A 22182-nucleotide genomic window follows, 5' to 3' on the forward strand; every position below is an offset into this window, starting at 1 on the left:
GGCCGCGGTCAACAACGACGAGCTGGACCTGAAGAGCTTGACGGTCGAAGTGTCAGTGACAGACGGCGTCAACGATCCCGCATCGGACGCTGACAGCCTGGACGTGGTCCGTGTCAACGACGCGCCGGAAGCTGAAAACTTTACTATTTCACCTACAGGTGGGACTCCTGTAGGGGTCGTCTTTAACTCGGGTGATTTGGCAAAGGATCATATCTCTGATGAAGACGATGGTGATGATGCGCAGCTGAAAATCATTATCACTGACCTACCAGATAACGGAACATTGTTTTATACCTATACCGATTCTGATGACAAGGTTCAGGTTCGTGAAGTAACTGCTGATGACTTGAATAATACCGAATTTGAAGCTGACTCGATTACTTACCAAGCTTCTGAAGAAATCTCCGGTTCACCATTCTTACTGGGTGTTAAAGACGCGCCTTCTGATGATACCGGACCATCAACAACCGATTTCTATAACTGGGGAGAGCCTGTCGGAACCGACGGTATGGTTCGTCAGGTGACGTTAGCTAATGGCGACGTAATTACTGTTTCTTCTAATAACGGAGAATTAGCTCAGTATCGCGGTGGAAATACAGCTCATATTGGTCATGGTATTGGTGATAATGATGGTTCTGGTATAGAACATGGTGAAGTTATTACGATTGATTTCAGCCAAAACCCGGTTTCGGATGTTAAAGTCGGTCTTGATGGGTTAGGTGGTTTATTCGAAGCCGGCGATGAAAATGCGGCCCTTATTACCGTTCATTATGCCGATGGTTCATCAGAAACTATTGAGTATCAAAAACCAGCAGATTCATCTGGAGATACTGGCGTATTCCAAGAGCTTGAAATCCCGGGTAATGGTAAACAGATAGTATCATTAGATTTTTCTACTAAGTCTGAAGGTAACTGGGAATTACGCTATGTTGAAGGCACTCCGGCATCAGATGAATTTAAATACAAAGCAGTCGATCCTGACGGGCTAGAAAGTGAAGAGGCGACTGTCAGTATTGATTCGTCTCAACTCGATCTGGAACCAGTGGTACCACCAACGAAAGTGGACCTAGGGACAAGTAATGAAGATGAAGTTGTTGCGCTTGATCTGGAACTGTTACTTTCTGGTTCGTATGATCCTGAAGGAAATGAACTGAAAATCTCTGACTTAACTGTTGATGCCGCCTTTGGCGCAGTTGAAATGGTTAAAGACAGTAACGGGCATGTTATCTCAGCGCACTTTATTCCTAAGGATCATCTATCTATCGATGAAGTCGTATTTGACTACAAGGTGACGGATGGTGTGAATAGTAGCGATGCCCAAGCAACTCTAGAAGTGGCTCCAGTTGCGGATGGTGTTCATGTATCAGCTGAGCTATCAACACTTTCGACCAATCCGGTACAAAGTATTTTAGACTTAGTTAACAAAGAACTTACGGGGCGAACACCTGTAAGTTTAAATGAGAGTACAGACAACAGCGACTATATCGTAGCAACCGATAGCAATTGGGTTTATGGGAAAGGTGGTAATGATATTATTGAGCATGGAGACGGTGATACATTACTAGTGCTCGCCGGCAGTGGCAATGATATCGTAATCGGCGGTGCGAGCAATACTGATTACCTAAAAGGCGAAGATGATAACGATATTCTCATTGGCGGTATCGGTTCTTCATCTGTTACCTTACACGGTGATTCGGGAAATGATATTTTAATTTCACAAGACGCCACTATTGCATCGACAAGTTATTTTGGTGGCTCGGGAACCGATACCGCTTATCTGCAAGGTTCAATATCAGATTATACATTTACAACCGATGGTTCTCCTGACTTCATGCTGACACATAGTTCATCGAATGGACGTCATGAATTTTATAGCATCGAAAATGTCTATTTTGATAATGGGCACTACCAAGTCATTGATGGTGATTTAGTTAAAGTATCTGACCTATTCGAACTCAACATTGACGTTGATCTGATTGATATCGATGGTAGTGAAGTATTTACCGATATTATTATTTCGGGCCTGCCTGACGGTGGTAGCTTAAGCGTCGGTACAGAACTGGCCGACGGCACGTGGTCCATACCTAAAGAGCAACTAGATTTATATGGCAAACTGACAGTAACTGTTGAAGCCCCTGTTAGCTCCAATGGAATAAAACTGACCGTTACCGCTGGCTCTCAAGAGATTGACGAAAATGGACAGTCAGTTGGTGATGCTAAGTACAACGAAACAGATGTCGGTTTTGTTGCTACACCTGCGAACCCTAACGGTGATAATACAGTGGAAGGCGGCCGTGGTGACGACGTACTACTTGGTGATACCGGCGGCGTTGTTGTTTCTGTTCAGCCAGGGCTTGATTACAATATTGCTCTCGTTATTGATACGTCTGGCAGTATGGACTATTTCATCAAAGACGTTGATGGAAAGTACATTCAGAACGACGATGATTCCTATATGCGCCGTATTGATATGGTCAAGGAATCGTTAACGAGTCTGGTAGAAGACTTAGCGGACCATGACGGTACTATCAATATCAAACTGATTGATTTCCATTCTGACATCGATTTAGCACCTCAATTCCTTAATTTGAATTCAAAAAATCTTCCTGATTTAATCGCTAAAATTGACTCACTTTACGCAGATGGCGGGACGGATTATAAACCCGCACTTGAAGAAGCAAACTCTTGGTTTAATTCTGATGAGTTAAGTAATAATGCTGAAAACCTTACCTTCTTCCTGACGGATGGCGAACCCCATCCGAGTACTGTCGAGGGTTCTTTAACAACGTTTAATCAACTCAGTAGTAATAGTAAGGTCATGGCTATTGGTATTGGAGGCGACATCTCTGATAACCTATTGAAGTTCTTTGATAATACCGATATTACTAATTTGGAAGTTGTTGAAGAATTAACAACATCCGAAACGGTAACGGAATACAACTACGGTATTTTTGGTTCTCAGATAAGCTCCAGTTGGCAAGGTGATGTTTACACAACCGGCCGTAAACTAATACTCAGCGATGAGTATAATAATGGAATACCTGTGACTTATCGTTCATCGTCGATATCTGTCGATGCAGGTGAAAATGTTAACTTTGAATTTTCTATTAATGGCCAAGAATCAATGTCTTGGTCGCTGCATAATAACACAGGGAAAGTTGTTGATAGCGGTTACGGAAAAGGCACAATCACGACTGAAATGGTCCAGCAGGGAAATTATTTTATTGAGTTCTCATTTGATTCAACAAAAAATCATGGTAGCTGGAGTTCTGTTGATTACATCCAGCAAAATAATCTGACACTAGCACCGGCAGGCCAAGTAGAAATTGTCGATAGTCCTGATGATCTTCATGCTGCTTTACAAGGCGGTAAAGTAATATCTGAACTCGCCGATATGGGAAACGACATCGTCACAGGCAATGAAGGAAATGATATTCTATTCGGTGACTCTATTAATACCGATGAGCTTCCGTGGGGCGACGACGGGAACCCAGAACGTCCAGAAGGCTTAATTGATGGTTCTGGTATGTCAGCACTTGAAACATTCCTGAAGCTGGAAAATGGTGTTGAGCCTAATAGTGTTGAAATTTATGAATACATAAAAGCACACCATGACATATTTAACGTTGCTGGCGACACGCGTGGTGGCGACGATACATTAATGGGTGGGGCTGGCAACGATGTTCTTTATGGCCAAGGCGGCAATGATGTTCTTGTCGGTGGTTCAGGTGATGACCTCTTATATGGTGGCCAAGGCCATGATACCTATGCCTGGGCTGCCGGTGATACGGGTACGGACACTATCTTTGGTTTCAATGTCAATGAAGATAAGCTCAATCTTAGTGATCTGCTTAAAGATGCAACAAATGATACGATTGACAATTTTATAACCATCACAACAAGCGATGAAATCACCCAAACCACAATCAATATTGATGTCGATAATAACGGTGAAATAGATCAGAAAATCGTTCTTGATGGCATTGATTCGTCAACACTTGAAAGCAAGATTGGTATTATCACTAATGGGCTGCTTACCCACGATGGTCAAAATCTGGTGCTGCATCCTACTGAAGCTTCACATGATATATCGGTGTTCCAGTCGATGCATATTGATCTTCCGGATGATACCCAATAGTAACGAATGAACCGACCTCGGGTGCTGGCCTTTCGGCCGCACCCTTTTGTTGCGTCTTTAAATGAAAGCGAGAAGTAGTAGTGACAGCAACAGCAACCGCTGAAAAAATAAAACCGCAGTGGAGTATTTCGCCTTCGGTACAGACCACCGAAGACCCATTACTCGATTGCCTGGTGCTATTAACTGAACATTATGGCAACCCCTGCTCTGGTGATGCTTTAACGGCAGGCTTGCCGCTTTCTGGCGCGTGGTTATCCACCGATCTGTTGCCACAGGCGGCAGCAAGGGCAGGTCTAACGGCCAAGCTTATTCGTAAGCCGCTGGAACAGATCTCCCCTATCCTGCTGCCTTGTGTGCTTTTGCTCAAAGACAAGAAAGCGTGCCTGTTGCGAGAGCTGGATCTCGCCAATAATAAAGCCGTGATCCAATTGCCCGAAAATGGTGGCGAAACCGAGCTGGCACTTGAAGAGCTGGAAGCGCTCTATGTCGGCTACACCTTTTTAATCAAACAGCAATACCGCGGCGATCAGAGCGTTGATATCCACCAGCACAACCAGCAAGGCCATTGGTTGTGGCAGATGATTAAAGATGCCAGCCCGATCTACCGCGACGCTTTGCTGGCATCGGTATTCGTGAACCTGTTTGCGCTGGTTTCACCGCTGTTCATGATGAATGTCTATGACAAAATTGTGCCGAACCTGGCATTCGAGTCATTGTGGGTACTGGCGAGCGGTGCAGCAATCGCGTTTACTTTTGATTTTATCATGCGCCATATGCGTAGCCATCTTATCGATATCGCCGGGAAAAAAATCGATATCATTGTCTCGAGCCGGCTATTTGCCAAAGCCATGGGCTTACCGCTGGAGAAAAAATCCCCTAGCGTTGGTGCAATGGCAAAACAGCTAAGTGAATTTGACAGTGTGCGCGAAATGCTCACGTCGGCCACAATTACGACGCTTGTCGATCTGCCGTTCGCCCTGCTCTTTCTTACGATTATCTATCTCGTTGCTGGCGATCTGGCTGTCGTTCCCCTTATTGCCGGAATGATTATTATCGGTTATACCCTCTTCATTCAGCCTCGGTTAAAAGCCGCCGTTGAAGAAAGTAATAAATATGCCAGCCTCAAACATGGTCACCTGATCGAGAGCCTGGCGGCCATGGAAGCCATCAAATCTAACGTCGCAGAAGGTATTGTACAACGTACCTGGCAACAGATGATTTCCCACACAGCTAACTGGCAACTGAAAGTTAAGAAGATTTCAAATTCAGTCTCTTATCTGGCAACCTTTATTACCCAGCTCACCGCCATTGCGGTGGTGATCCTCGGGGTTTACCGGGTTGCCGACAGTGCCATTTCTATGGGTGGGATCATCGCCGCGGTCATGTTATCAAGCCGGGTTGTTTCCCCCATGGCCCAGCTGGCCGGCCTGCTAACCCGTGGCAACCAGACCATGAGTGCGTTGCGTCAGCTCGACACCATCATGAATGAAGAGGATGAGTTTGCCGACAAGGGGCATCTGATCAGCCGCAAACGACTGACCGGCCACATTCAGGCAGACAATATTAACTTTGCCTACCCCAATACAGAAAAACCCGTTTTGTATCCGATGTCACTGACCTTCAAGGCCGGTGAAAAAGTCGCGATTATCGGCAAAAACGGATCCGGTAAAACCTCAATCGCCAAGCTCATGGCAGGCTTATATCAACCCGGCCAAGGCAGCCTGCGTTTCGATGGTATCGACAGCAAACAGATCCACCCTGCCGATTTGCGCCGAAATATTGGTTACCTGCCGCAAGATATCACCCTGTTTCACGGCACCATTCGTGACAACATCATGTTTGGCACCCGCCAGGTCACCGAGCACCAGCTGATCCGTGCGGTTCAATTATCCGGCGTGGCGCTGTTTACCGCGCAAGATTCTGAAGGGCTTGATAAACAGGTTGGCGAAAGAGGGGAAGCACTGTCTCGGGGACAACGCCAGTCAGTAGCATTGGCTCGCGCTATTTTAAACGATCCCCCTATTCTGCTGATGGATGAACCGACCGCCAGCATGGATGCCTATGCCGAGAAACAGTTCATCCATGCCATGGATAGAGCGGGGCGCGATCGCACCCTAATATTGATCACCCATAAAATGTCTCTGCTGCAATTGGTTGATCGTATTGTTGTTCTTGAACGAGGGCAGATATTACTCAATGGGAAAAGGGATGAGGTACTGAAAAAGCTCAGTGCCGGTGTGAGTACCGGAGGCCGTAATGAATAAGTCAGTAATGTCGGCAGAGCTGGACATGACGGATGACGTCTACGGTGCCATGATGATCGATTCACCATTGCGCCACCGCTTATTAATTCGAGCGATTGCAGCGATGGTCGTCTCATTTCTGGTCTGGTCGTTTTTTGCCCAGCTGGATCTGGTCACCCGTGGCAGCGGTAAAGTGATCCCCTCCTCGCAGATCCAGATCATTCAAAGCCTCGATGGCGGGATATTACAAGCCATGTATGTCAAAGAAGGCATGATGGTAAACCAGGATCAACCATTAGCCCGTATCGATGATACCCGCTTTCGCTCTGATCTTGCCCAGCAAGAAGAGGAAGTTGATAGCTTACGGGCCAATATCATTCGCCTCCAGCATGAACTCGCCAGCATCGAAATCTCATCAAAGGCAACAGAGTGGCGCCAGCAAGTAAGGGTGATCCCACAGCCACTGACTTTTCCTGCTGATCTCACCAAAGGCGACCCCAAGATACTAGCACGCCAGCAAGCCGAATATACCGGACGCCTTGACGGCCTGATCAACCAGTTAGAGATCCTGGCCAGACAAATCCTGCAAAAACAACAGGAAAGCCAGGAGCTGACATCCAAGATAAAAACCTTAAAAAGCAGCCTGCAGCTTATTACCCGCGAATTGGAGATGACTCGCCCGCTCGCTAAAAAAGGCATCGTTTCAGAAGTCGACCTGCTCAAGCTGGAGCGCCAGGTCAATGACATAAAAGGCGAGTTGTCATCACTTTACCTGATGAAGCCAAAAGTCAAAGCAGCATCTGATGAAAGCATACTGAAACGCCGTGAAGCGGTATTGACCTATAACAAGGAAGCTAGGGCTGAGATGAACGAGCTTGATAGCCGTCTGTCTCGCCTGACGGAAGCCCAAGTCGGCGTTCAGGATAAAGTCGATAAAGCGGTGATTACCTCACCGGTAAATGGCACGATAAAAACCATACACATCAATACATTAGGAGGAGTGGTTCAACCTGGTGTAGACATTATCGAGATAGTACCAACCGAAGACCAACTGCTTATCGAAGCGAAAATTGCACCGAAAGATATCGCTTTTCTTCACCCCGGATTACCCGCTGTGGTCAAAGTGACCGCTTATGACTTCACCCGCTATGGCGGTCTTGACGGCACCGTAGAACACATTAGTGCCGATACCACTCAAGATGAAGAAGGCAACAGCTTTTATCTGGTCCGTATTCGTACTGATGTTTCAAATTTAGTCAAAAAAGATGGCACGCCAATGCCGATTATTCCGGGCATGTTAACCTCGGTCGACATCATCACGGGAAAACGCACGGTTCTTGAATATATTCTCAATCCGCTGTTAAGAGCTAGGGACACTGCGCTAAGAGAGCGCTAAATAATAATGATAATGGAGACAACTCAATGATACACCATGTTCGCCAGTCGCTAAGGAAAAGTATGGCGGCTCTGGCCGTGGCATCAGTGCTATTACCGGCTTCAGCACTCGCCCAGACTCTGGAGCAGGCAGTCGCGTATACGTTAGATACCCACCCGGAAATTCGGCAGGCTTTCAACCGCTTCAAAAGTCGTGAAGAACAAGTTAATCAAGCCTTTACTGGTTACTTACCAAAGGTTGATCTCACGGCAGGTTATGGCTGGGAGCAGACAGACAGCCCTTCAACCCGTCGTCAGGCACAAACCTCTAATGATGATGACAAGATTGATCTTGACCGTCGCGAATTGGGTATCAGTCTGAAGCAAATTCTGTTTGATGGCTTCTTTACCAGTAGTGAAGTCAGCCGTTTTCGTAACGAAGCCAGCTCAGAACAATGGACGTTATTCAGCACAGCGGAAAACACCGCGCTAGAAGTGGCCAAAGTCTACCTCAATTATATGCAGGCTCAGGAAGTCGTTAAGCTGTCGGAAAAAAACCTGGCTAACCACCAGGAAATTTACGAACGGATCAAAGAAAAAACCGAATCAGGATTGGGGTCAACCGCGGATCTTTCACAAATAAAAGGGCGCTTAGCCCGGGCGAAATCGAATCTGGTCTCAGCGAAAAATAACCTGTTTGATACTAGAAGCCAATACCAGAAAGTCGTCAACCGTGCGCCGGATGATATGATTTTGCCCGTTCCGGATGCTGTGATGATACCAGCCAACCTGGATGAAGCGCTTAAATGGGCGCAAGAAAATCATCCAACCCTGAAAGCGACTAATAGTGATATTCAAGCAGCCAAATATGAGCGCAAGTCGGCGAAATCGAACTATTACCCGCAAGTCAGTCTTGAACTCTCCGGAAACTGGGATGAAAACGTGGATGGAGTCGATGGCAGCGGCATAACCTCAGACGTCGGTGGTGAAAGCAATGAACTACAGGCCATGGTAAGGCTGAGATATAATCTGTTTTCAGGGGGAAAAGATCAGGCCAGAGACAGAGAAGCCTCCTATAAACTGGGAGAAGCCACTGAACTGCGTCAGCGTGCCTATCGCGATATTGTTGAGGGTACCACCCTGGCTTGGAATGCCCGAACGTTTGTTAATGAACAAAAGCGATATCTCCGTGAACATGTCATTGCTGCGAAAGAGACGCAACAGTCTTATGCGCAGCAATTTAAGATTGGCCAACGGACGTTACTTGACTTACTTGATTCAGAAAATGAGTTATTTGAAGCCCGTAAAGATTACCTTAGCGCCGAATTCGATGAAATCACGGCCCAGTACCGGATCCTCAATGCGACGGGTCAGCTACTCGGCGCACTTCGGGTCACCACACCTGATACCTGGCTTGGAGAAGAACAATATGAAGGAGGCGTGCGTCAATGAATGGATCTAAGCAAATAAACATGTGTCTTGCCGTTATCGCCACACTGCTGCTTGCCGGATGTGCCAATAACGACATTGTCGCGATGGATACCCCGACCGAACAGGTTCATGACTTGCAAGATGTCGATCGTGACGGGGTGATCAAAGCCAGAGAAATGTGCACCGACACCTTAAATGGTGCCCAGGTAAACAATGACGGCTGCGGTAAAGTCAGATCCATTGCTGAGCGGCGTGAACTGAATATTTTGTTTGCCAATAACTCATCTTATATTTCACCTCGTTACTACGGACAAATCGATATACTGGCAAAGTTCATGCGTAGCTACCCGGATACTCAGGTTACCATTGAAGGGCACTGCAGTAAGATTGGATCTCATGAGAAAAACATGACTCTTTCCCAGCAACGCGCTGATGCCATTGCAAATGCGCTTGTTTCAGAATTCGGTATTGATAACGTGCGGGTAAAAGCGGTCGGCTATGGCTTCACTCGCCCCGTCGATCCCAGCCTCAGTGAAATTGCCCACCAGCGAAACCGCAGAGTGATTGCGGAAGTAACCGGAAACAACAAGGCTACGGAAATGAGATGGGATATCTACACAGTCGATCAACAGCCAGATGAATAAAGCGTCGACTTATGCGGGCTTGCTGATAAAGCGGCCTGCCAATGACAAAAGTCACACTTGGCCATTACCGTCATTTTTTGTCATTAATACCAATGCCTTATGATTAATCATGCTGGTATCGAATGTGTCCGAAAAGTGCGGCATACATTCTGAACTTGGAATCTTGTTTTATATGTCTATTTTTAAACAATTTTACTCTCTGCTTCTGGGGCTTTTTCTGTTAGTTGTTACCGGTATCGGCTACATACAATTTACTGAGATCCGAGAACTTTTAGCGCACCAAATGGATTCTGAGCTTAACAATACCAGCCAGACCTTAGCGGTTACCCTGGAACCAGCCTTAGAAGCAGGTGATTCAGATCGCGTTGAAACACTACTCCAGGCTTTATTTACAAAAGGCAACTATCAGGAAATCACCTTAACCTGGGTGGTTGACGGCCACCAACAAAGCTGGACAAGCACCGATGAAAAGATGGTGGCCCCGGCTTGGTTTACTGGCTTGAACCTCTTCACCGTTCCTGAAGAAACAATCATGATCCGCTCCGGTTGGATGGATCTGGCTGAACTAAAAATGGTAACTCAAGCAGATGTTGCAAACACTCAGCTTTGGGAAATCGTCAGAAATAGCCTGATCATATTCTGCGGCTTATTTATTTTGATCGCTCTACTCGCCCGATTCATCTTAAGCCGCCTGCTACGTCCTCTCAGCGCCATTGCATCTCATACCCATAAAATTGCTCAACATCAGTTTGATGCACCGTTACCGGTACCGGAAATACAGGAACTTCGCCCCGTTGTTATTGGCATCAATAATATGTCGAAGCAGCTCCAGCAGAACTTTTTGATCCTCAATGAAGAGGTCATCACCTTACGGGAAAATAACCTTATTGATAAGGTTTCAGCCCTTCCAAACCGCCAGTATTTCATTGATCGTATCAACAGCTGGATGGATGAACCGGGAACCGGTGCCATTTTGCTGGCTAGATTCGATTGGTTGCAACAGCTGCATAATCAGCTTGGTTTCCAGATACGAGATGACACCATTCACTTATTGTCGCAGACACTTAAACAGAAGTTAAACCAGGCATCAAATACGGTCGTTGCCCGGATAGCCGACTATGAGTTTGCTTTCTTGTTCACCGAACAGGAACACAAGCAACTCCAAAAACAGCTGCATACCCTGATCCAGGCGATCAACCAAGAAATCAGCAAAGCGGGTTATCAGCCAAACCACGGTTTTGCCATTGGTATCAGTGAACGCAGCAATCAAAATTCAGCCTCCGAGCTATTGGCCCAGGCCGACAATGCGCTACAACAAGCCGTTCAAGGCAACACGGTTTACCACTGGTTCGAAAATCATCAACAACTGCTTTTCTCTAAAGAGCAGTGGCGTGACATGTTAAATAATGCGCTTACCCACCAGCAATTCAGCTTTCGCTGGCAACCCGTGCATTACCATCATGATGGCGCCATCATTCACCAGGAAATTTTTTGCCAGTTAAAACATGACCAGCAACGTATACCTGCCCGACACTTCATGCCCTATATTGAAATACTGGCGCTAGGGGCTGCATTGGATCGGTGTTTAATCGAGTCTCTGCATCAAAATGGCATTCTAAAGCAAAGCCAGACCCCGGTAGCAATCAACCTTACGACGCACAGTATTACCGACCCTGACTTCCGCGATTGGCTGGCCGGCTATCTGGCCGGTTCGCCGTATACAGATAAACTTCTCTTTGAACTGCCTGAATCGGCAATTTATGCCAATCAGCAGGCTTGTGAGCATCTGAGTGAAATATTCAAGGCTACCGGCGCCGAATGGGGGATCGACCACTTTGGTCGCCAGCTAAGCTCGATGGACTACCTGCAGTCGTTGCGCCCAAGCTATGTGAAGCTCGATCAGTCTTTTGCCGGAACCAAGGATAACCATCATAAAAACGAGTTATGCCGGGCCCTGATCAATATTGCGAGAGGGATGGAGATCAATATCATCCTGACCGGCATTCAGACCAGAGAACAGGTTGATTATGCCGCTACGCTTAACACTTGTGCATATCAGGGGTTCATTGCCCCTCCCGTCGATATTACTGAGGTAGTACAGGAATATGGCTAGGTTCGAGTATTGAGTACCAAGTCTCGAGTACCTCGATTCTCGATTCTAAACCATAAACAAAAAGCGCCTTTCGGCGCTTTTTTTGAAAAAAATTTTTCAGAAGCTCGTCTGTCAGAAAATCATGTAAGTCATGATCAGCGCATCTTCACGCCCGTTCTCAGCAGGGTAATAACCAATACGGCGATTAATTTCATTAAAACCGATAGCTTCATATAATTGGTACGCGCGGGTATTACTGGCACGAACTTCAAGCCAGATTTCTTCGGCATCACGCGCTTGTAACGCCTCGATAAAACCTTCTAGCAATACCTTGCCATACCCCTTGCCCTGACAAGCCGGATCAATGGCAATATTCAATAAAGTCGCTTCACCTGCCACATTCTGACCAAAGCAATAACCAATCACCTTCGCATCGACCAGCAAGACAAAGTTAGCTGCAATTTTATTCGGTGCATTACGAATTAACGATTCCGCCCATGGAAAGGCGTGAGCCGCCTGTTCAATGCGCCATACATCATCATGGTGCTGTGGTTTGAGAGGTACAATTTTATGTGTCATATGAACAAATCTGCTGCCATAAGGCTTTTTTAGTCGCCGGGTTAGAGTGCATAGCTTTCAACGAACTAGATGTCAATATCTGGCAACCTGCCGGGTGTACACCCTGGCAGCCTGCAAACCAACACCAGACTAAATGGTGCTCTCCCACTTGCTCCAATGCTTCAAGTGGTAAGGCCAGGGCCTGCTCTGGTGTCAGCTTCATGCTGTTCAGAATGCGGCCAAACAACCAGCCATCGTGTTCATCCAGTTCGTCAGAGGTAATGAACAGCAATTTGCAACTTTCAGGCAGATCAATGACCGGTATTTGCATCTCAGGAAAAAGCTCAGGCTTTCGCACCTGCCAATAGGTTATACCCATTTCCTGCAATACCTGAATATCACGCTGTTTCATTCAATTCCCGTCGTAAATTGTGTTATACCAATTGGTATTAAATCACTTGGGTGGCAATCCTACCTCAATACCAAAGACCTTTCCATCAGTACAAAAATACCACCCGCAGGTGGTATTTATAACTCGTCCTTTTGGAGGCCATGTTTTTGGCGCTACCGTATTATGCCGATTGGTATTACCGTTCGGATATTACAGTTCAGAGAACTCGGGACAATACTCAACGACGCCTGATTTACCGGCTAATGTATCAGGTATCAACTCAAGCACCATGAAAGCCTCTTCCGGTACCGGCCAGCTACACCGTAATCCGTGATCCGCCGCTTTTTCAAACCCCACTTGCGGGTAGTAATCACTGTGACCGAGTACAACAATAACCGGATAATCAAATTCTATCAGAATGTTTTTCGCTTCTTCCATCAGGGCTTTACCTATCCCCTGACGCTGATACTCCGATTTTACTGCCAGTGGTGCCAAACCTTGCCAGCGGTCATCTTGTCCTTCAACCGTTACCGGGCTGAAGAACAGGTGACCAATCACTTCCCCTTCATCGCTGCAAGCCACCAGCGACAAAGTCCGACAGCTGTTTTCCCGTAGCTTCATCACCAGATTTGCTTCGGCTTCAGTCTCGAATACGTCTTTGAGCAATCGGTCTATAGGAAGAATATCTGCTGGCGCTTCGGTTCTAATGAGCATTAATGACCTCTTTATCAACATCTGCGTCCTGCATCCCTTTCTGGATGAAATCTGCTGATTGCTGCAATATATATTTAAGGGGGGCTGGCAATGAATCCAGATCAATGCTGTCCATCAGGTTTTTCACTTCCAGTCCCAGTTCGGTATCTCCTTCGATACGAAGACGACGTTGAAAAAACAGAGTATCCGGATCTTCTTTGCGTGCCGCTATCAGCACTAAGTCATTACACTCACCGCTAAAGCTTACATCTTCCAGCTCGACCTGATCAGATACAACCAGTTTGTCATCCTGATAACTGATATACCAGTGCAGCCCCAGATCTCTGACTTCGACTTTTAGCCAGCGCTCATCGAGAAATTCAAAATCACCATCTTCGAGTGCTTCTTTGAAAACCGTCGTTAAGCCTTCTAACATCATTTTCTTCTGAATAGGAAATGGCGTCAGTTTTGCAGGAATACGCAGTAACGCCGGGCCGTGTTGAACCATGTGCTTTCGAAGTTGGGCTATCACTGTTGGTCTTTTCCTATCATTATCGCATTTAATACCTGATTGTATGGCAACCCAGGGAGACGGTTTTATGCCTTGAGTCAAAAAAAACGTTTCTCTCGACGCAAAGTTTGGAATTCTGCCTTGCTCACGGGTTATATTACAGAGCACGGCGGATGAATTACAACAATCGAATTCAATCGTCACGATTCTATCGCTGTTCAACTGACGGCTAGTTTGTCCAACAACAAAGAGAAAGCGCAAAGTTTATCGATATCAATGTGCTTTTTCTCTGTGGAGATTGGACGAAACAGCAATGAAGTAAATAGTTACACTTAACCTGCATACGGAATACGGTGCTTCAATGCCGACAGAGCAACTCAATTACTGGTTCCCTCTGCTCACAGACAACAGTCCGTTTCTGTTTGCAGTGCTAGACCAAGATCATAACTACCTTGTGGTAAATAATCGCTATTGTGAAGTCAGCGGTCTTCGTCGTGACGAGCTGATCGGACGCAATGACAAAGAAATCCTTGGTCAGGCCTACTATAACTCGTTACGCCCGTATTATGAGCGCGCATTCAGTGGCGAGTCAGTAGAAGGCGAAGTGGTGTTAGACGACAACCGTCATGATACCAGCATGCACTTTAGCCTCTCTCCTCTGCGTAATCGCTCAGACGATATTCAGCATATTGTCCTGCACTCTGCCGACACCTCTGAGCGACAGGTACTGGTCAATACCATAGAAGAACTCGAAAATCAGCTGTACCAGCTTAACGAGCTGATCTCTGATGGTATCTGTATTGTCGAAAGCAATACCGTTATTAACGCTAACGCAGCCGCTGCAACCTTGTTGGGCTTTGAATCATCAAAAGAATTATTAGGTGAAGATCTCGGCCGCCTGCTGATTGACAGCCATAGCCAGCGTATTTTAGGTGAGCAGTTACACCAGCAGCCAAAAAGTGGACCACGTAAATGCCATACCAGCCCCCGCTGCTGCAGCGAACGTCCACTACTGGTCTCGACCTCTGAGATCACTTTGCTTGGCTCACGCGCCACCATAGTCATGCTGAAAGACGCCTCTGAACACGTCGTTCAGCAAGGCCAGATCGAACATCTGGTTCATACCGATCCACTGACCGGTCTCTATAATCGCCATGGTTTCAGCCGCCGGTTAGAACAGCTGATTGCCAATGAAACGCCTTTGGTGATGCTGTATTTGGACATTGATAACTTCAAGAATATCAATGACTCACTTGGCCATCATATTGGTGACCGGGTGCTGCAGGAAATATCCCAGCGCCTGCGCCGTTTATTACCGGAAAATGCCATTCTCGGCCACTTGGGCGGTGATGAGTTCGGTGTTTTAATTCCGGATCCTGAACATGACCGTACCGGTGATTTGATTTCTGAACAGATCATCGCGTTGGTTAACCAACCGTTTGACCTTCACCATTTCAGTAAACACCTTGCCTGCTCTATTGGCATGGTCACCTCTCCCGGCAATGGCAATGATGCCCGAATTCTGCTGCAAAATGCTGATACGGCAATGTATGAGGCAAAGAACCGGGGCCGAAACCGCTTAGTCAAGTTCAGCGAAGCCATGAATAAAGAAGCGCGAATGCGTTTATGGCTGGAAATTGAGTTACAAAAAGCACTACAAAACAATAAATTAGAGGTTTGGTATCAGCCAAAAGTCAATGCCCGGGATTTTGCTATCAACGGCGCGGAAGCTCTCGTGCGCTGGAAGCACCCGGTTGAAGGTTATATCAGCCCAGCCCAGTTCATTCCGGTCGCTGAACGTTCCGGCTTGATTGAACAGGTAGGCCGGGTGGTCATGCGAGAAGTATTTACGACGGTACGCCGCTGGAAACAGCAAGGGATCTTCCCGGGTCGGGTCGCAATCAACTTATCACCACAGCAGTTTGGTAACCCTAATTTGATTAGCTTTGTTGAGAAGCTACAAAAAAGTATTGGCGTCAATGCCAATGACATTACCTTCGAGCTAACAGAAAGTGCGGTAATGAGTGATGGCGAGCACACCATCCAGATGCTTAATGGAATAAAGAAACTCGGGTTTGCCCTCTCTATTGATGATTTTGGTACCGGTTATTCCTCGCTCTCTTATCTGGCTCGATTCCCATTGGATGAACTCAAAATCGACCGTGCTTTTATCAATGATATCGATAGCGTGCCGAAACAGGTCACCCTGATAGAAAATATCATTAACCTGGGTAAGGCTCTCAACATGAGCATTGTCGCAGAAGGGGTCGAAACCCATCAGCAGGCAACGCTATTATCGAACCTGAACTGTGACTATATCCAGGGTTTCCACTTCTACCGTCCGTTACCGAAAAACGAACTGGAAGCGATTTTGGTTAAGAACAGTCGCCGAAAAGATTAACGAGATAGCCGTCATAAAAAATCATCCTAAATCAACAAAACCTGCCTAATGTCAAAACAAGGGGGCAACAAGCCCCCTACTATTTGTTTAATTACTTTCCTTCCCACACTGGTAAATAAAAATAATATGGAGCTACTTTGCCCCGCAGGCAACCTTCCAGCGTTAAAGACCGCCATTGATCATGGTGCAGATGCGGTGTACATCGGCTTTAAAGATGACACCAATGCCCGCCATTTTGCAGGTCTTAACTTCACAGGTCGTAAACTCGAAAAAGCCGTACAGTATGTCAAAGATCACAACCGCAAATTGCATGTTGCTCTGAATACTTTTGCTCACCCTGACGGTTTCAACCGCTGGAGCCAGGCTGTCGACAATGCAGCTGCCATGGGGGTTGATGCGTTAATAGTTGCCGATATTGCCGTGCTGGAGTACGCTGCGACAAAATACCCGGAGCTGGAACTCCATTTATCCGTGCAGGCTTCAGCGACCAATACCGCCGCCATTGATTTTTACCAGCAAAATTTTAATGTGAAGCGTGTGGTTCTGCCGCGCGTATTATCCATTCACCAGGTTAAACAGTTAGCCCGTAATACCGACATGCAACTCGAAGTGTTCGCCTTTGGTAGCCTGTGCATTATGTCGGAAGGACGCTGCTACCTGTCATCGTACATGACGGGCGAATCACCGAACACGGTAGGAGCCTGCTCGCCGGCTAAATATGTGCGCTGGCAAGAAACGTCTGACGGGCTGGAATCACGCCTTAATGACGTGTTAATTGACCGCTACAAAGAAGGCGAGAATGCCGGTTATCCAACCCTCTGCAAAGGCCGTTTTGATGTCAGCATCGAGGGGGAGAATAAGCGCTATCACGCGTTGGAAGAGCCAACCAGTTTGAACACCTTGGAAATATTGCCTGAACTGTTTGCAGCCAATATAGCGTCAGTCAAAATAGAAGGTCGCCAACGTAGTCCGGCTTATGTCGAGCAAGTGACGAAAACGTGGCGTGCTGCCATTGACCGTTACCTGGCAAACCCTGACGGCTATCGCGTCGATCCCGCTTGGAACGCATGTCTGGGCAATGTCTCTGAAGGTAAACAAACGACTCTTGGTGCTTATCACCGTAAATGGCAATAAAAGGAGCCAACAATGAAATACTCCCTGGGTCCTCTGCTATATTTCTGGCCAAAAACAGATGTCGAGGCGTTTTATCAGCAAGCCAAAGATGCTAATAGCGATATCATCTATTTAGGTGAAACTGTCTGCTCTAAGCGCCGTGAAATGAAACCGGCACACTGGTTTGAAATCGCTAAAGATATTTCAGCAACCGGTAAACAAGTCGTGTTGTCGACCATGGCACTGCTGGAGGCACCAAGCGAAGTCAATGCGATGAAAAAGTACATTGATAATGGTGACTTCATTGTTGAAGCCAACGATGTTTCGGCCATTCAGCTCGCACACGAAAAAGGTATTCCTTTTGTCGTTGGCCCGGCGGTGAACTGTTACAACGCCCAGACCCTGAACCTGTTCTTGAAAAAAGGCATGGTGCGCTGGTGCATGCCGGTAGAGTTGTCTCGCGAATGGCTGCAAAACGTCATGACTGATTGCGAAAAATTGGGGATCCACGGCCAGTTTGAAACCGAAGTGTTCAGCTATGGCTACCTGCCATTAGCCTATTCAGCCCGTTGCTTTACAGCCCGAGCTGAAGACAAAGCAAAAGATGAATGTGAAACGTGCTGCGTTAAATACCCCAATGGTATTACCGTCAACAGCCAGGAAACACAAAAAGTATTCACCCTAAATGGAATTCAGACCCAGTCAGGCTACTGCTATAACCTGATCAATGATCTGAAAGGGATGCAAGCGTTAGTCGATGTCGTGCGTTTAAGCCCGCTCAGTATCGATACCTTAGGATTAATCGATACGTTCCGGAGCAATGAAGGAAGTACCATTCGCCATCCGCTGGAGAATGGCCACCATTGTAATGGTTACTGGCATAACCTGGCTGGTCTGAACATCGAATAGCAGGGCGGGGACACCGCATAAAAACATAAAAGCCGCGAACATCGCGGCTTTTTTCTGAGTACGGTTTCAAATCCTATTCTGCTTCTTGCGTTCCATTTTGCGCTTCATACAGTGACATCACCCGGCTAAGCTCAAGCAATGCAAACCGATGCTCAACAAACTCGTACACATTACCTGCCAGGGTTATTTTGTACAGCATGATAGCGGCAGGGTAATCACCTTGCAGCTGATAAGCCTTGGCAAGGTAGAAATAACCTTCGGTTAAGCGCTCTGCCAGCTGAGTATTATCTTCGCTTTCTGAGCTTATTTGCTCCAAGAATTGGGATTCGGTGATTTCACCCAGGTACAAACGTACAATTTGCCAGCCCCAACTTTCTTTGTCACTCGCGTCAAAACGCAGCTTTAACTTGCCAAGCGCCGCTTCAGGTGTGCGTTCCCGGTCCAGTATATATAACCAGATCACCCGATAAGGATCATTCAGATCCTGCTGGTAATGGGCAAGAAGATCTTCATGCGCCAGATCCAGCCGACCACCATAATACAGGGCAATCCCACGGTTACGTTGGGCAAAGGGGTGCTGAACATTGAGCTCAAGGGTCGAATCAAAGGCTTCATATGCTGCATCGAAGTGGGCACTTTGGGTAAAATACACCCCCAGAATATTGAACACATCTGGCTGGTTCGCTTTCAGTGATAACGACTGATTAAAATCCAGACGAGCCAAATCACGCAGGCCCAGACTGTCATTCAGCAAGCCACGTTCATAATACATTTGCGCGACTGTTGCTTTATCCAGATCATTTCGCTTTAACAGCTGATCAATACGCGCTAACTGAATTTGTTGCTGTATCGTCGGCTGAAGTGGCACCGCCATCGGTGGATGAGTCCAATTCGATTGAGATGATGCTGTACAGCCCGTTAACATCATCAGCGCCGCAAGACATGCGAGCTTTAACCTGTTTGCTATCAATGCCGTTCTCCCTGACATACAAAAACCGTTCATCTCTTTCTGTCGCTGTTCAGTCACCGTTATATCCATCAAGAGCAAAAGAAAGGGCGGAGTTTATGGTTATAAATAAGCACTTTCGATAACGACTATTGGTTGATATTACAGTGTTCTGAATTGTTACTATAAAAAAAGGGGCTTATTAGCCCCTTTATAACATGCTTGAAGAAGAAAGACTTAGCCTTGTGGCTGCTCGTCTTGAGCTGGCGCAGGATTTTGGTCAGCTTGTGCTTCTTTCATGCTTAGGCGAATACGGCCCTGACGGTCGATTTCTAGAACTTTAACCTTAACTTCCTGGCCTAGCTCTAGGTGATCTGCCACTTTCTCTACACGCTCCTGAGAGATTTGAGAAATATGAACCAGACCTTCTTTGGCACCGATAACAGAAACGAATGCACCAAAGTCAACCACACGCATTACTTTACCAGTATAGATGCGACCAACTTCAACGTCAGCTGTGATTTCTTCGATACGGCGAATTGCTTCTTTAGCCGCCTTGCCTTCAGTTGCAGCAATCTTGATTGTACCGTCATCTTCGATTTCGATAGTTGTGCCAGTTTCTTCAGTCAGCTGACGAATAACTGCACCACCTTTACCGATAACATCTTTGATCTTGTCAGAGTTGATCTTCATCGTATAGATACGAGGAGCAAACTCAGAAATTTCATCACGGTGAGTACCGATTGCATCGTCCATCACGCTAAGGATGTGCTTACGCGCACCTTTAGCCTGGTTCAGAGCGATCTGCATGATCTCTTTAGTGATACCTTCGATTTTGATATCCATCTGCAGTGCAGTGATACCATCGTCAGTACCCGCAACTTTAAAGTCCATGTCACCCAGGTGATCTTCGTCACCAAGGATGTCAGAAAGAACAACAAAGTCATCGCCTTCTTTAACAAGACCCATTGCAATACCCGCAACAGATGCTTTGATTGGCACACCAGCATCCATAAGTGCCAGAGACGTACCACATACAGAAGCCATTGAAGATGAACCGTTAGATTCTGTGATTTCCGATACAACACGTACTGTGTATGGGAATTCTTCAACAGAAGGCATTACTGCAGCAATACCGCGCTTAGCCAGTTTACCGTGGCCGATTTCACGACGCTTAGGTGAACCAACAAAACCAGTTTCACCTACACAGTATGGAGGGAAGTTGTAGTGTAGAAGGAAGTGATCTTTCTTCTCACCCATGATGCTGTCAATAATTTGTGCGTCACGCTGTGTACCAAGCGTAGCAGTAACTAACGCCTGAGTTTCACCACGTGTAAACAAAGAAGAACCGTGAGTACGTGGAAGAACACCTGTACGTACGTCTAGCGCACGAACCATGTCTTTTTCACGACCATCGATACGTGGGTTGCCCGCAATGATACGGCTACGTACAACGTTCTTCTCTAGAGAACTTAGCATGCCGCGGATTTCGCGCTCATCTAGTTCTTCGCTTTCAGCAAGAAGTGCTTCAACAACGTCGTTCTTAATAGCACCAACTTCGTCGTAACGCGCCATTTTCTCAGTGATCTGGTATGCGTCAGCAAGACGAGTTTCAGCTTTATCCGCAACACGAGCTTTAAGCTCAGTGTTAACTTCCGGTGCTGTCCAATCCCAAGCAGGAGTGGCAACTTCCGCCGCAAACTCGTTGATTGCATCGATAACAACTTGCTGCTGGTCGTGACCGTAAACTACAGCTTGTAGCATTTGTTCTTCAGACAGACGATCTGCTTCTGATTCAACCATCAGAACAGCGTCTTTAGTACCGGAAACAACAAGGTCTAGACGGCTTTCTTCCAGCTCAGTGTTGCTTGGGTTAAGAACAAGCTGATCATTGATGTAACCAACGCGTGCCGCACCGATAGGACCATTGAATGGCAGACCAGAAATCGCCAGTGCCGCAGACGTTGCGATCATAGTGATCATGTCTGGGTTTACATCTGGGTTTACAGAAACTACAGTCGCAATAACCTGAACTTCGTTTTTGAATGCATCAGGAAATAGCGGACGAATTGGACGGTCAATCAAACGGGCAGTCAGTGTTTCGCCTTCAGAAGGACGACCTTCACGCTTGAAGAAACCACCAGGGATTTTACCTGCAGCGTAAGTACGCTCTTGGTAGTTAACTGTTAGCGGGAAGAAGTCTTGGCCTTCAACCGCTTTTTTCTTGCCAACTACAGATACGAACACAGACGTATCGTCCATGCTAGCCATAACAGCGGCTGTCGCTTGACGCGCCATAACACCAGTTTCAAGGGTAACGGTGTGGTTACCGTACTGGAAAGTCTTTACGATAGGATTCACGTGAATTTCCTTAAATATTATCCGCTTTCTATTTGCGTCGTTAAGTATATCTGACACAAGGAAAAGCGTCATGTGATGAAACCCACTTTACGATGATTTCACACATCGCGACTAATGATAATTATCTACTGAATAGCCAATATCGGCTTAATCGTAAAAAACTGTCATTAGCCGCGACCTTTAGGTCGGGAGAACGACTGATCAATCAGGGTAAAGTAAGTATATTTATATCTTGATTAGTAATTCAACTTGCCACTATTTCGTTCAAGATCTCGAAGAGAAAGCACGGAGTTTATCGCTAAAATTAGCACTTTCGATGCGGATACTGGACTAAATAGTGAGTAAGGAGAGTTACTGAATAAAAAAGAAAGGAGCCA

Annotated in this window: 15 protein-coding genes; 9 read left to right on the forward strand and 6 right to left on the reverse strand. The window is 46.6% G+C overall.

Features of this window, described 5'->3' with window-relative positions:
- The first annotated feature begins 103 nt into the window (after positions 1–103).
- The 6 genes from C9I89_RS14255 (at position 104) to C9I89_RS14280 (ending at position 11943) form a co-directional block, all read left to right on the forward strand.
- On the forward strand, positions 104–4138 hold the full coding sequence (locus tag C9I89_RS14255) for a type I secretion C-terminal target domain-containing protein (RefSeq protein WP_211315257.1): 4035 nt from the start codon (positions 104–106) through the stop codon (positions 4136–4138).
- Positions 4139–4218: 80 nt separating this feature from the next.
- A complete protein-coding gene (locus tag C9I89_RS14260) occupies positions 4219–6402 on the forward strand; it encodes a type I secretion system permease/ATPase (protein WP_107284011.1) in 2184 nt (727 codons plus the stop codon).
- Positions 6395–7777 (forward strand): HlyD family type I secretion periplasmic adaptor subunit, encoded by a 1383-nt coding sequence (locus C9I89_RS14265; RefSeq protein WP_107284012.1) that lies wholly within the window; start codon positions 6395–6397, stop codon positions 7775–7777. The genes C9I89_RS14260 and C9I89_RS14265 overlap by 8 nt, the downstream gene beginning before the upstream one ends.
- Positions 7778–7803: 26 nt before the next feature.
- Positions 7804–9207: a TolC family outer membrane protein gene (locus C9I89_RS14270; RefSeq protein WP_107284013.1), complete on the forward strand. Its 1404-nt coding sequence runs from the start codon at positions 7804–7806 to the stop codon at positions 9205–9207.
- Entirely contained in the window at positions 9204–9830 is a 627-nt protein-coding gene (locus tag C9I89_RS14275; RefSeq protein ID WP_107284014.1) for an OmpA family protein, read from the forward strand. Before C9I89_RS14270 ends, C9I89_RS14275 begins: the two co-directional genes overlap by 4 nt.
- 172 nt (positions 9831–10002) lie before the next feature.
- The gene (locus tag C9I89_RS14280; protein WP_170107705.1) at positions 10003–11943 is read left to right on the forward strand and encodes an EAL domain-containing protein; all 1941 of its coding nucleotides are present in this window, start codon (positions 10003–10005) and stop codon (positions 11941–11943) included.
- A 111-nt stretch (positions 11944–12054) separates the two neighbouring features.
- On the opposite strand, the gene rimI is transcribed toward C9I89_RS14280, so the two are convergent.
- The 4 genes from rimI to ubiT form a co-directional block, all read right to left on the reverse strand.
- The gene (gene rimI / locus C9I89_RS14285; protein ID WP_107284016.1) at positions 12055–12501 is read right to left on the reverse strand and encodes a ribosomal protein S18-alanine N-acetyltransferase; all 447 of its coding nucleotides are present in this window, start codon (positions 12499–12501) and stop codon (positions 12055–12057) included.
- Complete coding sequence (locus C9I89_RS14290; protein WP_107284017.1) at positions 12491–12892, reverse strand: DNA polymerase III subunit psi; 402 nt, start codon at positions 12890–12892, stop codon at positions 12491–12493. Before C9I89_RS14290 ends, rimI begins: the two co-directional genes overlap by 11 nt.
- Positions 12893–13081: 189 nt before the next feature.
- Positions 13082–13585 (reverse strand): GNAT family N-acetyltransferase, encoded by a 504-nt coding sequence (locus tag C9I89_RS14295; RefSeq protein WP_107284018.1) that lies wholly within the window; start codon positions 13583–13585, stop codon positions 13082–13084.
- Entirely contained in the window at positions 13575–14096 is a 522-nt protein-coding gene (ubiT, locus tag C9I89_RS14300) for a ubiquinone anaerobic biosynthesis accessory factor UbiT (RefSeq protein WP_107284019.1), read from the reverse strand. Before ubiT ends, C9I89_RS14295 begins: the two co-directional genes overlap by 11 nt.
- A gap of 340 nt (positions 14097–14436) precedes the next feature.
- Between ubiT and C9I89_RS14305 the strand changes: the two genes are divergently transcribed.
- The 3 genes from C9I89_RS14305 (at position 14437) to C9I89_RS14315 (ending at position 18498) form a co-directional block, all read left to right on the forward strand.
- The gene (locus C9I89_RS14305; protein ID WP_107284020.1) at positions 14437–16476 is read left to right on the forward strand and encodes a sensor domain-containing protein; all 2040 of its coding nucleotides are present in this window, start codon (positions 14437–14439) and stop codon (positions 16474–16476) included.
- Between the two features lie 126 nt (positions 16477–16602).
- Complete coding sequence (ubiU, locus tag C9I89_RS14310) at positions 16603–17610, forward strand: ubiquinone anaerobic biosynthesis protein UbiU (protein WP_107284021.1); 1008 nt, start codon at positions 16603–16605, stop codon at positions 17608–17610.
- A 12-nt stretch (positions 17611–17622) separates the two neighbouring features.
- Positions 17623–18498: a U32 family peptidase gene (locus tag C9I89_RS14315; protein WP_107284022.1), complete on the forward strand. Its 876-nt coding sequence runs from the start codon at positions 17623–17625 to the stop codon at positions 18496–18498.
- A 73-nt stretch (positions 18499–18571) separates the two neighbouring features.
- Here C9I89_RS14315 and nlpI read toward each other — a convergent pair whose 3' ends face one another.
- Entirely contained in the window at positions 18572–19468 is an 897-nt protein-coding gene (nlpI, locus tag C9I89_RS14320) for a lipoprotein NlpI (RefSeq protein ID WP_211315261.1), read from the reverse strand.
- Between the two features lie 213 nt (positions 19469–19681).
- Positions 19682–21805, reverse strand: a complete 2124-nt coding sequence (gene pnp, locus C9I89_RS14325; RefSeq protein WP_107284023.1) for a polyribonucleotide nucleotidyltransferase — start codon at positions 21803–21805, stop codon at positions 19682–19684.
- Positions 21806–22182: the final 377 nt, after the last annotated feature.

The sequence above is a fragment of the Photobacterium lipolyticum genome, from assembly GCF_003026475.1.
Lineage (GTDB): Bacteria > Pseudomonadota > Gammaproteobacteria > Enterobacterales > Vibrionaceae > Photobacterium > Photobacterium lipolyticum.

What these genes read in the sequence shown, in the direction of transcription:
- C9I89_RS14265 (WP_107284012.1), top strand. Translation starts at nt 6,395, where the DNA reads ATGAATAAGTCAGTAATGTCGGCAGAGCTGGACATGACGGATGACGTC.
- C9I89_RS14270 (WP_107284013.1), top strand. Translation starts at nt 7,804, where the DNA reads ATGATACACCATGTTCGCCAGTCGCTAAGGAAAAGTATGGCGGCTCTG.
- C9I89_RS14275 (WP_107284014.1), top strand. Translation starts at nt 9,204, where the DNA reads ATGAATGGATCTAAGCAAATAAACATGTGTCTTGCCGTTATCGCCACA.
- C9I89_RS14280 (WP_170107705.1), top strand. Translation starts at nt 10,003, where the DNA reads ATGTCTATTTTTAAACAATTTTACTCTCTGCTTCTGGGGCTTTTTCTG.
- rimI (WP_107284016.1), bottom strand. Translation starts at nt 12,501, where the DNA reads ATGACACATAAAATTGTACCTCTCAAACCACAGCACCATGATGATGTA.
- C9I89_RS14290 (WP_107284017.1), bottom strand. Translation starts at nt 12,892, where the DNA reads ATGAAACAGCGTGATATTCAGGTATTGCAGGAAATGGGTATAACCTAT.
- C9I89_RS14295 (WP_107284018.1), bottom strand. Translation starts at nt 13,585, where the DNA reads ATGCTCATTAGAACCGAAGCGCCAGCAGATATTCTTCCTATAGACCGA.
- C9I89_RS14305 (WP_107284020.1), top strand. Translation starts at nt 14,437, where the DNA reads ATGCCGACAGAGCAACTCAATTACTGGTTCCCTCTGCTCACAGACAAC.
- ubiU (WP_107284021.1), top strand. Translation starts at nt 16,603, where the DNA reads ATGGAGCTACTTTGCCCCGCAGGCAACCTTCCAGCGTTAAAGACCGCC.
- C9I89_RS14315 (WP_107284022.1), top strand. Translation starts at nt 17,623, where the DNA reads ATGAAATACTCCCTGGGTCCTCTGCTATATTTCTGGCCAAAAACAGAT.